General features: G+C 70.6%; 9 protein-coding genes. 1 reads left to right on the top strand and 8 read right to left on the bottom strand.

All coding sequences use genetic code 11. The features are described from left to right. Window positions 1–22: 22 nt before the first annotated feature. The 6 genes from lspA to ACFQPS_RS18540 all read right to left on the bottom strand — a co-directional run bounded on the left by lspA (window position 23) and on the right by ACFQPS_RS18540 (window position 6,051). Window positions 23–568: a signal peptidase II gene (gene lspA, locus ACFQPS_RS18515; RefSeq protein ID WP_377360705.1), complete on the bottom strand. Its 546-nt coding sequence runs from the start codon at window positions 566–568 to the stop codon at window positions 23–25. Continuing rightward, entirely contained in the window at window positions 565–3,453 is a 2,889-nt protein-coding gene (ileS, locus tag ACFQPS_RS18520) for an isoleucine--tRNA ligase (RefSeq protein ID WP_377360706.1), read from the bottom strand. Before ileS ends, lspA begins: the two co-directional genes overlap by 4 nt. Window positions 3,454–3,681: 228 nt before the next feature. After that, complete coding sequence (locus ACFQPS_RS18525; RefSeq protein ID WP_377360707.1) at window positions 3,682–4,122, bottom strand: type II toxin-antitoxin system VapC family toxin; 441 nt, start codon at window positions 4,120–4,122, stop codon at window positions 3,682–3,684. Window positions 4,123–4,141: 19 nt separating this feature from the next. Beyond that, the gene (locus tag ACFQPS_RS18530; RefSeq protein ID WP_377360708.1) at window positions 4,142–4,474 is read right to left on the bottom strand and encodes a hypothetical protein; all 333 of its coding nucleotides are present in this window, start codon (window positions 4,472–4,474) and stop codon (window positions 4,142–4,144) included. A 73-nt stretch (window positions 4,475–4,547) separates the two neighbouring features. Further along, the gene (locus ACFQPS_RS18535; RefSeq protein WP_377360709.1) at window positions 4,548–5,492 is read right to left on the bottom strand and encodes a bifunctional riboflavin kinase/FAD synthetase; all 945 of its coding nucleotides are present in this window, start codon (window positions 5,490–5,492) and stop codon (window positions 4,548–4,550) included. 79 nt (window positions 5,493–5,571) lie between these two features. Beyond that, on the bottom strand, window positions 5,572–6,051 hold the full coding sequence (locus ACFQPS_RS18540) for a MaoC family dehydratase (RefSeq protein ID WP_377360710.1): 480 nt from the start codon (window positions 6,049–6,051) through the stop codon (window positions 5,572–5,574). Window positions 6,052–6,241: 190 nt separating this feature from the next. Here ACFQPS_RS18540 and ACFQPS_RS18545 point away from each other — a divergent pair, with 190 nt between their 5' ends. After that, window positions 6,242–7,243, top strand: a complete 1,002-nt coding sequence (locus ACFQPS_RS18545; protein WP_377360711.1) for an alpha/beta fold hydrolase — start codon at window positions 6,242–6,244, stop codon at window positions 7,241–7,243. 9 nt (window positions 7,244–7,252) lie between these two features. Here the strand turns inward: ACFQPS_RS18545 and ACFQPS_RS18550 are convergent, their stop codons facing one another. Beyond that, window positions 7,253–10,282: a transglycosylase domain-containing protein gene (locus ACFQPS_RS18550; RefSeq protein ID WP_377360712.1), complete on the bottom strand. Its 3,030-nt coding sequence runs from the start codon at window positions 10,280–10,282 to the stop codon at window positions 7,253–7,255. Window positions 10,283–10,517: 235 nt separating this feature from the next. Further along, the gene (gene hisS, locus ACFQPS_RS18555; protein WP_377360713.1) at window positions 10,518–11,870 is read right to left on the bottom strand and encodes a histidine--tRNA ligase; all 1,353 of its coding nucleotides are present in this window, start codon (window positions 11,868–11,870) and stop codon (window positions 10,518–10,520) included. Between the last annotated feature and the right edge of the window lie 177 nt (window positions 11,871–12,047).

A 12,047-nucleotide genomic window follows, 5' to 3' on the forward strand; every position in this document is an offset into this window, starting at 1 on the left:
GGCTGTCCGGGCGCGCCACACCCTAGCGCGTCGCGGGCCGCGGGAACAGCCCGTCCGCAACGATCAGCGCGACCCCCACGACGATGGCGCTGTCGGCCACGTTGAAGGCCGGCCAGTGCCATCCCGACACATGGAAATCCAGGAAGTCCGCCACGGCGCCGAAGCGCAGCCGGTCGATCACGTTGCCCAGGGCCCCGCCGATGACAAGGCCGATGCTGACCGCCTGGAAGGCGCGGTCGGTGCGGCGCAGCCAGAGGACCAGAACGGTGCTGATCGCCAGCGCCACGGCGATCAGGACATAGGGCATGAACTCCGCCTCGTGCGCGAACAGACCGAAGCTGACACCCCGGTTCCAGGCCATGACGAGGTTGAAGAAGGACGTGACCTCGATGGGCGGCGCCTGCACCGCGCACCAGGGACCCGGCGGACCGCTGAGGCACGGCAGGGCGGAGGCGAGCACCCACCACTTGCTGAGCTGGTCCGCCAGCATCACCACGGCGGCGAGGGCGAAGCCCAGCCCCAGCATGCGCCGGCGGATGTCCGCCGGCGCCACGGTCTCCCCGATCATGTAGCCGCTCCCGCCGTGGTGGCATCCAGATGGTCCACCGCGTCGGCGCAGCGGGTGCAGAGGGTGGGGTGTTCCGCCACCGACCCGACCTCCGGCAGCACCTTCCAGCAGCGGTCGCAGCGATCCCCCGGCGCATGGCCGAAGACGACGCCCACGTCGGGCACGTCGGGCAGGGTGAAGGCGCCGGCCGGAACCGGACCTTCCAGCACGATGAGGCCGGAGGTGATGCAGACCTCCGTCAGGTCGGTGTCGCCCACCCCTTCGACCCAGGCGCCGCCGAGATACAGCGTCGGCGCGGCCTGGAGCGACGAGCCGATCGTCTTGTCGGCACGCTTGACCTCCAGAGCGCCGGTGACGACGCGGCGGACGGCCCGCACCTTCTGCCACTTCGCGGCCAGGGCGTCGTCGCGCCAGTCGGCCGGGATCTCCGGGAAGAGGCGCAGATGCACGCTCTCCGGACCCGTCGCACCGCCCTGCTTCAGCCACTCCAGCCACGCCTCCTCCGCCGTGAAGCAGAGGACGGGCGCCAGCCAGGCGGTCAGGCACTCGAACAGGTGGACCATCACCGTGCGCGTCGCCCGGCGCCGCACCGAATCCGGCCGGTCGCAGTAGAGGCTGTCCTTGCGCACGTCGAAATAGAAGGCGGAGAGATCGACGGCGCAGAAATTGTGCAGCTCCGTCGCCAGCCGGTGCAGATCGTAGCCGGCGATGGACTGGCGCACGGCATCGTCCATCTCCACCAGCCGATGCAGCACCCAGCGCTCCAGCTCCGGCATCTCGGCCGCCGGCAGGCGCTCGGCCTCCGTCCAGTCGGCGAGCGCCCCCAGCAGGTAGCGCAGCGTGTTGCGCAGGCGGCGGTACAGGTCGGCCTGGGCCTGAAGGATCTTCGGCCCGATCCGCTGGTCCTCCGTGAAGTCGGTGCTGACGACCCAGAGGCGCAGGATGTCGGCGCCGAAGTCCTTGATGACGTCCTGGGGGGCAACGGTGTTGCCCTTGGACTTCGACATCTTCTCGCCGTTCTGGTCCAGCGTGAAGCCGTGCGTCAGCACCGCCTCATACGGCGCGCGGCCGCGCGTGCCGCAGGATTCCAGCAGCGAGGAATGGAACCAGCCGCGGTGCTGGTCCGAGCCTTCCAGGTAGAGGTCGGCCGGCCGCTTCAGCTCCGGCCGGTCCTCCAGCACGAAGGCGTGGGTCGATCCGCTCTCGAACCAGACATCCACGATGTCGAAGACCTGTTCGAACTCGTCCGGATCGTAGCCGTCGCCGAGGAAGTCCGCCGGCGGGCGGGAATACCAGGAGTCCGACCCCTCCGCCTCGAAGATGGCGCCGATGCGCTCCAGCACGGCCGGGTCCTTCAGCGGCTGGCCGTCGGACTTGCGCACGAAGAGAGCGATCGGCACGCCCCAGGCGCGCTGGCGGCTGATGCACCAGTCGGGCCGGCTTCCGACCATGCTGTGGATGCGGTTGCGGCCCTGCGGCGGCACCCAGGTGGTCTGGTCGATGGCGGCCAGCGCCGTCTGCCGCAGCCCGTTCGTCTCCATGGAGATGAACCACTGCGGCGTCGTCCGGAAGATCAGCGGCGCCTTGGAGCGCCAGCTGTGCGGATAGCTGTGCTTCAGGCGGCCGTGGGCCAGCAGGGCGCCCGCGCCCTTCAGCGCGTCCAGCACCCGCGGGTTGGCGTCGCCGTGCTTGCCGTCGGGCCTGTAGACCCAGGCACCGGCGAACAGCGGCACATGGTCGTAGAAACGCCCGTCGGGGCCGACGGTCTGCGGCACCTCCAGCCCGAAGCGGCGGCCGACATCGAAGTCCTCCTCGCCATGGCCGGGGGCGGTGTGGACGAAGCCCGTGCCGGCATCGTCGGTGACATGGTCGCCGGGCAGCAGCGGCACGTCGAAATCGTAGCCCTGGCCGCGCAGCGGGTGGGCGCAGACGGTGCCGGCCAGCGCCGTCCCCTCCAGTTCCTGCACCAGCGACAGGGTGGCCTTGGCCCCGGCGGCGACCGATTCCGCCAAGGCGCGGGCCAGCACCAGCCGCTCGCCGACGCGGGCGAGGCTGCCCTCCTCCGCCGCGGTCACCTCATAGAGGCCGTAGCCGATCTCCTCCCCGTAGGCCACGGCGCGGTTGCCCGGCATGGTCCAGGGCGTGGTGGTCCAGATCACCACCGCGGCTCCCGCCAGTGCCGGCAGGGCGGCGGTGACGACGGGGAAGCGGACCCAGATGGTGGTGCTGGTCAGGTCCTGGTACTCGACCTCCGCCTCGGCCAGGGCCGTCTTCTCCACCACCGACCAGAGCACCGGCTTGGCGCCCTTGTAGAGGCCGCCGTTCAGCAGGAACCTGTGGATCTCGCGCACGATCCGGGACTCGGCCCGGTTGGTCATGGTGGTGTAGGGGTTGTCCCAGTCACCCTCCACGCCCAGGCGGCGGAACTCCCCGGCCTGCACGCGGACCCAGTCGGCGGCGAACTTGCGGCACTCGTCGCGGAACTGGACGATCGGCACCTCGTCCTTGTCCTTGCCGGCGGCGCGGTACTTCTCCTCGATCTTCCACTCGATGGGCAGACCATGGCAGTCCCAGCCGGGGACGTAGGGCGCGTTGCGGCCCAGCATCTGCTGGGAGCGGTTGACCACGTCCTTGAGGATCTTGTTCAGCGCATGGCCGATGTGGATGTTGCCGTTCGCGTAGGGCGGGCCGTCGTGCAGGACATAGAGCGGACGCTCCCTGGCCTCTTCCCGCAGCCGCCTGTAGAGCCCCATCTCGTCCCAGCGCTGCAACAGCCCGGGCTCCTTCTGGGGCAGGCCGGCGCGCATCGGGAACTCGGTGCGCGGCAGGAAGACGGTGGTCTTGTAGTCTCGGGCCGGAGCGGCCTTCTCGGGAGTATCGGTCATGATCGCCTGTCGAACGGGGCCGGCACGGACTTCGGCCGCGGGCCATCTATCATCGCCTGCGTGGCAAACTCAAGGCGGGAGGCCGCACCGCCCGGTCACGGCCGGGCGCGCACCCTCCCCTGTCCCGGCCCCCCTCAGAGGACCGGGCCGGTAATTCGCGGGGTGCGGGCGGCCGTCAGGCGCAGGATCGGCGACATGGGGTGGAGGATAGCAGCGGTCGCGCGGCGGTCAAGGCGGCGCGTCGGCGGTTCCCTGCCAGGGATTGGCCAGGGTCACCCCGGTCGCCTCGAAATCACGGACGTTGCGCGTCGCCAGCACCAGCCCGTGCCGCCGCGCGGTGGCGGCGATGAGGAGGTCGGCATAGCTGACCGTCAGTCCGGCCAGCTTCAACCGGTCGATGATCTGCCGCGCCTCGACCAGGACGGGGATGTCGATTTCCATGATGCGGCCTGCGAAGGCGGCCAGCACGTCCTGCCTGTACCATCGGTCCAGGGACAGCCTGCGCTCCGACTCTCCCAGACGGTCGATCCCGTAGCGCAGCTCGGCCAGGGTCACGACACTGACCCGGAAGCAATCGTCGCCACGGCCACCCAGCCAAGCCAGCACGTCGGGCGACGGTCGGGGGCGAACGAGCTCTGACAGGACGTTGGTGTCCAGAAGGAAGATCATGCCCGTTCCGGCCCCGCCCTCAGAAATGCAGCGGCTCCGGTGGAACGGCGGGGAAAGGGTTGTCCTCACCGAAGACGAACTCCGGGTCGGGACAGGCGGCCATCGCCGCCACGATACCAGGGCGCACGGCTTCCGTTCCGGCGCTTGCCGGGGCGATCAGGCGCAGTTCCAGCCTTTCCCCTTCAGGCCCCAGGATCTGCTGCGGTCCATCGACGAGCGCGCGCCCGATCAACTCCCCGGGGAAGGCCCGCGCCTGATCCATCGTCCAGCCGTTGTCGCCCGATGCCGGCCGGGCGGTGGCGCGGGGGGCCTGCCCCCTGTGGAACGGGCCGATCGACTCATGGCGGTCCATGGCGGGTCTCCTCCTCCGGAAACCCGTCCAGGATATCATCGGCACCCGGGGTCAGGCACCCGGAAACGCTCCCTCACCCCTCCGCTGCCAGCAGGCCGCGGGCGGCCAGGGCGTCGGCGGCGATCTGGGCCTTCAGCGCGTCAAGACCGTCGAACTTCAGCTCCGGGCGCAGGAAGTGCAGGAGCTGCACCCGCAGGTGCCGGCCGTAGAGGTCGCCGTCGAAGTCGAACAGATGGACCTCCAGCCGTTCGACATGGCCGCCCACGGTCGGGCGGCGGCCCAGGTTGGCGACGCCCTTGTGCCAGACGGTGCCGCCGCCCTGGTCGATGCCGGCCAGCACGGCGTAGACCCCGAAGCGGGGGCGGAGATATTCGCCCAGCTCCACGTTGGCGGTGGGGAAGCCGATGGTGCGACCGCGCTTGTCGCCGTGCTCCACCCGCCCCTCCAGCTCGAAGGGGTGGCCCAGGATGCCGGACGCGGCCTGCGGCTCGCCGGCCTGCAACAGCTCCCGCACGCGGGTGGAGGAGAAGACGGTCCCGCCCGCGTCGGCCACGGGGCGGACCTCCGTCACACCGAAGCCCCGCTCCTCCCCCATCCGGCGCAGCAGCGCCATGTCGCCGGCCCGCTTGTTGCCGAAGACGAAGTCGTAGCCGGCCACGACATGGGCGGCGCCCAGCTCCTGGATCAGCACATGCTCGACGAACTCCTCCGCCGTGCGGCGGGAGAATGCCTCGTCAAAATGGATGACGAACAGGGCATCCACGCCCAGCGCCTCGATCAACCGCGCCTTGATGCGGAAGGGAGTCAGGCGGAAGGGCGGATCGCCGGGGCGGAACAGGCTGCGCGGGTGCGGCTCGAAGGTCAGCACCACGGTGGCCCCGCCGAGCGCCGCCGCCTTCTCCTGTGTCGCCGCGATCACGGCCCGGTGGCCGCGGTGAACGCCGTCGAAGTTGCCCAGGGCGACGGCGCAGCCGCGCAGCTCCGGGGCGAGGTCGGTGGTGTGGCGGTACAGCTTCATGCGGCCCGGGGTCCGGATCGGTACGTCGGACTTCGGGGTATAGTCGGCCCGCGCCCCGCGGTCCAGCCCGGGCGCAGGATCAGACGGAAACCGGCGGCGGCTCGCGCGTGGGCACCATGACCAGCGCATCGCCTTCGATCACCACCTTGCCGGCGACGGTGCAGTTGGTGGACAGCGCCACCCGCCGCTTCTCCGGCATGATCTCCGTCACCGTCACCGTGGTGGTCACGGTCTCGCCGATCCGCACCGGGGCGCGGAACTTCAGATTCTGCGAGAGATAGATGCAGCCCGGCCCCGGCATGCGCGTGCCCAGCACCGTGGTGATGAAGCAGGCCGACAGCATGCCGTGGGCGATGCGGCCCTTGAAGGGCGTCAGCCGGGCGTACTCCTCGTTCAGGTGCATCGGGTTGGTGTCGCCGGAGATGCCGGCGAACATGACGATGTCCGTCTCCGTGATGGTCCGGGCATAGACCCCCTTCAGGCCGACATGCATGTCCTCCAGGTAGAAGCCCGTGAGGTCGGCGGGGTCTAGGCCGGTGCGGCGCGTGATCGTGTCCATGGAACCCGGATGTCCTTTGCGGCGGTGCGGCAAAGGCCGCGTGCAGCGCACACAGTACGCCCGGGGGCGGACCCGGTCAAAGCCGGGGACAGTCCGGGGCGCGGGACCTATGCCGAAGACAGCCGCTCCCTTGAAGCCCCGCGGGCAGGAGCTTAGCCTGCGGGGGGCGGCATCGGCGGAGGGCGGGCGCATGGACGGTGAAGGCGGGAACGGCCAAGGCGGGGTCGGCCATGACAGGACGGACGGCACGGAGCGCTGGCGCTTCCAGCGCCTGCCCACGGCGGACGGCGGCCGTCTCCGGCTGGGGTTCTGGCCGGCCCCGGCGACGCCGCGCGGCAGCGTGCTGCTGCTGCCCGGACGCTGCGAGACGCTGGAGAAGTATGCCGAGCAGGCGGCGGACTGGACCCGGCGCGGCTTCGCCGCCGTCGGGCTGGACTGGCGCGGCCAGGGCGGCTCCTCCCGCTTCCTGGCCAACGCCCACAAGGGCCATGTCACCGACTTCGACCTCTATCTGGACGATCTGGCGACCGCCCTGCCCGTGCTGCTGCCGGCGGACTCGCCGGGCCCGGCCGTCGCCTTCGGGCACAGCATGGGCGGGCATATCCTGCTGCGCTTCCTGGCGGAGCGGCCGCACCCCTTCGCTGCCGCCGTCGCCTGTGCGCCCATGCTGGGCATCCGCACCGCCCCCCTGCCCGAGCCGCTGGCCCGCATGGTCGCCGCCGCCATGGTGCGCCGCGGGCTGGGCGAGCACTACGCCCTCGGCCAGACCGACTGGCTGCCGGCGGACCCGCCCTTCGCCGGCAATCCCCTGACCTCCGACCCGGCGCGCTTCCTGGTCGGGCACGTCGCCTACCGCGACGACCCGGAACTGGCCCTGGGCGGCGTGACCTGGGGCTGGCTGGACGCGGCCTTCCGTTCGATGCGGCGGCTCTGGCGCGACGCCCGCGTGGCCGCGCTCACGGTCCCGGTGCTGGTGCTGTCCGCCGGCGGCGACCGCATCGTGCTGTCCGCCCGGCAGCAGGCCTTCGCCACCCGGCTGCCGCAGGGCCGGGTCAGGGTCTATCCCCGGGCGCAGCACGAACTGATGATGGAGGTGGACAGCATCCGCGACCGCGTCTGGGCGGACATCGACGCCTTCCTGGCGGAAGCGCTGCCCACCCCCGCCGGAGCCCCGGCACCGGCCGCCGCCTGAGGCCCCGGCCTACAGCGTGGGACCCCGGTCGGCCGTCTGCGGATCGCCGGGGCTGACCAGCGGCTGCAACGCCGGCGCCAGGATCTTCAGGAGCTGCGACGGCAGGGCGGAGGTGAAGCGGTACTTCGCGGCGTCGGGCCCGTGGACATGGGCCGTGATGACCCCGAAGAAGCGGTCCCCGATGTAGAAGACGAAGGTCGCGGTCCGGTTCACGACGCGGCTTTCCAGCACCACACCGCCGGCGCCGTAGCGTTCGAAGCGGTGGTCGCCGGTGCCGGTCTTGCCGCCGATGGGGAGCGGCGCGCCGTCGACGGTCGTGAAGGCGCCCCGGACCCGGCGGGCGGTGCCGTTCTCCACGATGTCCGTCAGGTGGCGGCGCAGGGTGGCGGCCACCTCGGGCTGCATCACCTGCTCGGCCTCCTCCCGGTCCGTCAGCGCGAACCGCGTCTCATAGGGTGTGCCGGCGGCGAAGTGCAGCCCGGTGATGCGAGCCGTGGGCAGGCGCACGCCGTCGTTCAGGATGATGCCCATCAGTTCCGCCAGGGCGCCGGGGCGGTCGGCGGAACTGCCGATCGAGGTGGCGTAGCTGGCGATCAGGCTTTCGAAGGGATAGCCCAGCCGGCGCCATTCCGCATGGATGCGGTCGAAGGCCTCCTCCTCCAGCACGATGCCGATGCGGCTGTCCTGGGCGCTCTTGTGCCGGGTCTTGAACAACCACTCGTAGCTCTCCTGCCGGGAGGAGGAGCTTTCCTTCAGCATCTGCCGGCGCGGCGCCTGCGGCGTGTCCTGGAGATAGGCGACGAGCCACAGCTCCAGCGGATGCACCCTGGCGATGTAGCCGCGGTCGTTCAGCGACCAGGCCGCCGGATCGTACTTCTGGAACAGCGCCTCCACCTGCGCCTGGGGCGGGGCGCCGCCGGGCAGCCGCTTGCCCAGGAAGGCCGCCAGGTCGCGCGGACCGGCATTGGGCCGGACCGAGCGGAAGGCGGCGGCCAGACGGTCGGGCTGGGCCGCGATGCGGCCGGCCAGACGGTCCAGCGCCTGATCGGGCGTCATGTCCTTGTAGTCGGACCAGAACCGGTTGAGGAACTCGGTCCCCTCCTGGTCGGCGAAGCGGGCCAGATAGGTCTGCCGCACCGGATGGCGCGGATCGTCCAGCAGGTCGTCCTTGCGGGCCGGTCCCTCCGCGATGAAGTGGTTCACGATGTCCCGCATCATCCGGATGAAGACCAGATTGACGGAGTGGCGGAACGCCTCCGCCACGGTCATGACGCGGCCGTTGTCCTTGTCGTCGAAGTTCCCGAAGGTGTGCAGCCCGCCGCCGGTGAAGAACCGTTCGGCCGGGCTGGCCGAATACTGCCGCTCCATGGCGAGGTCGAGCATTGCCTGGAGACCGGCGGCCTGTCCCTGGGCACGGAGCTGCGCCATCGTCCGGGCGACCCACTGGGTCATCCGGTCCGGCGCGTCGGCCGCCACGGCCTCCAGCTCGTGCGGGGAGAGGTCGCGGAAGCGGCCGTGCAGCTTGGCGACGATCTCCAGATAGGTCGCCAGCGTGCGCAGCTTGGCGGTTGAGCCCAGGTCGAGCTTGGCGCCCTCGTTGAGATCCAGCGGCTGCTCCAGCGTATCGACCTGCACCCGCACGAGGTTCGCCGTCGGCGTGCGCTCATAGAGGGTCACGCTGTAGACGACCTTCGACGGGTCGGCCTGATTCAGCAGGCGGTCGCCGACCAGCCCCAGCTCCGCCGCCGCGGCCGGGTCGCGCAGCCGTTGCAGCACCTGTGTCACCCGCTCCTGCGAGGGCTGGTCCAGCGTCGTCTCCACCGCCAGATCCAGCCGGTCCAGCTCGTAGAGGCTGCGCACGCCCAGCAACGACAGCAGCCGGCTGCGGATGGCGTTGGTCGCCTTCTGCTCCACGAAGGACGGTTCCGGCAGGGCCGGCGGCTCCGGATGGAAGCGCAGATGGAAGTTCTGCGCGGCGTCCGCCAGCGCCGGGTCGATCACCCCGGCGCGGTCCAGCACGCGCAGATGCTCGTTCGCCAGCCGCTCCAGCGCGCCGCGGTCCTGCGCCAGGTAGTAGCTGGGCCGGCGCTGGGCCAGCAGCAGGCTGAGCACCTGCTTGTAGACCACCGCCTGGACGGCCAGCTCCGTCTCGGTCCGGGCCGGGGTGGAGAGGATGCGGTTGGCGACGGCGAAGTCGGTGCCGAACCACGCCCAGAGCCCGTCGCCCAGCCCGTTCACCTCACCGATGCCGGGGCGGGCGGAGAGCGGCGTGGAGTTCAGATAGTCCACGACGATGCGGTGGCGCACGGTGCTGGTTTCCGGCCCGTCCAGATAGGCGCGGACGGACGCCGACATCATCTGCCGCAGCTTCTCCACGCCCGTGGCGGTGCGCCCCTCGGGCGAGTGGCGGTACTTCTCGATCTGCGTCGCCAGGGTGGAGCCGCCGGCCCGCGGATTGTCCGGGTCGATGAACTTCAGCGGGATGTTGGCCAGCGCCAGGGCGAAGCGGTCCCATTCCACCGCGGGGTTGCGCATCGGGTTGGCGGTATCCAGCAGCTCCCGGTTCTCGATGTAGAGCAGGGTGCGGACGACCAGCGGCGGCACCTCGGCGAAGCCGGCATAGGTGCGCTCGGGAAAGCGCACGCCGTGGAGCTGGCCGCCCGTGCGGTCGGCGATGCGCAGGCCCGCACTCGTCTTCTCCCGGTAAGGGGCGAAGCCGCCGAACTCGACATAGTCGCGGAACTGCGGCGTCGGCCGCGCCTGCGCCTCGACCCGGTAGGAGCCCGCGGTCAGCCGCTCGATGAAGTCCGGCAGCCGGGTGTAGCCCAGGCGCACGTCATAGGGGCCGAAGCCGGGAAACCGGATGTCGGGATTGGGGCCGGGTTCCACCCGGTAGGTCAGGTCGCGCCCGATCCGGGACAGGACGGCGGATTGCAGGACGGAGGTCCGCATCTCGTACCAGCCCGCGGCACCCGCTGCCCCGGCCAGCACGAGCGCAACACCCCAGGCAAGTCCCCGGACCCACCGCGCTCCAGCCATGACCCGCCGTTCCCCCGCCCCCGAAGAGAAGTCCGCCCGGGCAACCATGGGATATCCTGGTTAAGAAGCGCTTTCGGTTCGAAGGATGCATCGCATCGGGGCGCAGTATCGACCGACCGGACGGGCGCTTTCAATGCCCATCCGGACGGAACGACGCAGGTCTCGGAAGTGTGACAGGAAGTCCACGATTCCGGGCGCCCCCGCGACAGAAGCCGTGACAGAAAAGGGACCGGCCTCAGCCCGTGCGGGTGCGCAGCCAGTCCGCCAGACCGGCCCGTGGCACGGCGGCCTGCTCGCCGCTCACCATGTCCTTCACGGTGACCTCCCCCTTCGCCTTCTCGTCCGGCCCCATGATGACGGCGAAGCGGATGCCGGCCTTGTCGGCGTAGGCGAACTGCTTCTTCGGCTTGGCCGGTTCGAGCTGGATCTCGGTGTTGATCCCGGCCGCCCGCAGGTCCGCCCCGATGGCGAGGTAGTCGGTCAGCAGCGCGGGATCGAACTGGGTCACCAACGCCTGCACGGTGCTGGGGCCGTCCTTGACGATCCCGGCCTGCTCCAGCGCGTAGAACAGGCGGGTCAGCCCGATGGAGATGCCGACGCCGGGCAGCTTGGATTTCGTGTAGAGCCCCGCGAGGTTCTCGTACCGCCCGCCGGAGCAGACGCTGCCGAGACCGGGATGCTCGGTCAGGAAGGTCTCGTAGACCGTGCCGGTGTAGTAGTCGAGGCCGCGGGCGATGGCGAGGTTCACGCGCCAGTGCGTCTCCGGCACGCCGAACGCCTTCAGTGCCGCCACGACCTCCGACAGTTCGGCAAGGCCCGTGCGGAAGGTGGCGTTGTCCACGCCCAGCCGCTCCAGATGCGCCAGCGTGTCCGCGGCGGGGCCGGCGAACCCGATCATGTCCAGCACGCGGCCCGCGGTGGCGGCGTCCAGCCCGATCCCGTCGCCCTGCAACAGCCCGACCACCTCGTCGCGGGACAGCTTGTCCAGCTTGTCCACCTGCCGCAGCACCAGCGCCCGCGTCTCCGGCTCGTTGATGCCCAGGCTCTCGAACAGGCCCAGCAGGATCTTGCGGTTGTTGAAGTTGATCCGGAACGGCCCGACGTCCAGCTCGCTGAAGATCGTGTAGATGACGGCCGGCATCTCCGCGTCGAAGACAACGGGCAGGCTGTCTTTGCCGATCACGTCGATGTCGCACTGGTAGAATTCGCGGTAGCGCCCCTTCTGCGCCCGCTCGCCGCGATAGACGCGCTGCATCTGGTAGCGGCGGAAGGGGAAGGCGAGATCGCGCTCATGCTCCGCCACATAGCGGGCGAGCGGCACCGTCAGGTCGAAGCGCAGCGCCAGATCGGGCCGGTGGCCCTGCTCGATGGCGCCGGTGGACTGCACGAAATAGACCTGCTTCTCCGTCTCCCCGCCGGACTTCGACAGCAGCACGTCCGCCACCTCGAACACCGGCGTCTCCACCGGCAGGAAGCCGAAGCGCTCATAGCCGCGGCGGATCGTGTCCAGCATGCGCTGGAAGGCGATCTGGCGGCGCGGCAGCAGTTCCATGGTGCCGGGGGGCGTGCGGGGGGTGATCAGGGACATCGCGGGGGCTGCTCGTTCGGAAACCTCAGGCGGGACTGTTTAGCCCCTCGGGGCGGCGCGCGCCAGTACCCCCTGCCCCGCCGCCCGCTCGCCGCTCGCACTGCCGGGCGCGCGCCCACGGGAATCGCATTAGGAAAAGTTCTGTAGCGCGGCGGGGGGAAATGGATTCTGTATGTC

The organism is Rhodocista pekingensis (assembly GCF_042665545.1).
In the GTDB taxonomy this organism is placed as follows: Bacteria; Pseudomonadota; Alphaproteobacteria; order Azospirillales; family Azospirillaceae; genus Rhodocista; species Rhodocista pekingensis.

Bases quoted from the DNA above. Each gene is read 5' to 3' on its own strand.
- ACFQPS_RS18530 (WP_377360708.1), bottom strand. From the start codon at position 4,474: ATGGACCGCCATGAGTCGATCGGCCCGTTCCACAGGGGGCAGGCCCCC.
- ACFQPS_RS18540 (WP_377360710.1), bottom strand. From the start codon at position 6,051: ATGGACACGATCACGCGCCGCACCGGCCTAGACCCCGCCGACCTCACG.
- lspA (WP_377360705.1), bottom strand. From the start codon at position 568: ATGATCGGGGAGACCGTGGCGCCGGCGGACATCCGCCGGCGCATGCTG.
- ACFQPS_RS18535 (WP_377360709.1), bottom strand. From the start codon at position 5,492: ATGAAGCTGTACCGCCACACCACCGACCTCGCCCCGGAGCTGCGCGGC.
- ACFQPS_RS18525 (WP_377360707.1), bottom strand. From the start codon at position 4,122: ATGATCTTCCTTCTGGACACCAACGTCCTGTCAGAGCTCGTTCGCCCC.
- ACFQPS_RS18550 (WP_377360712.1), bottom strand. From the start codon at position 10,282: ATGGCTGGAGCGCGGTGGGTCCGGGGACTTGCCTGGGGTGTTGCGCTC.
- ACFQPS_RS18545 (WP_377360711.1), top strand. From the start codon at position 6,242: ATGGACGGTGAAGGCGGGAACGGCCAAGGCGGGGTCGGCCATGACAGG.
- ileS (WP_377360706.1), bottom strand. From the start codon at position 3,453: ATGACCGATACTCCCGAGAAGGCCGCTCCGGCCCGAGACTACAAGACC.
- hisS (WP_377360713.1), bottom strand. From the start codon at position 11,870: ATGTCCCTGATCACCCCCCGCACGCCCCCCGGCACCATGGAACTGCTG.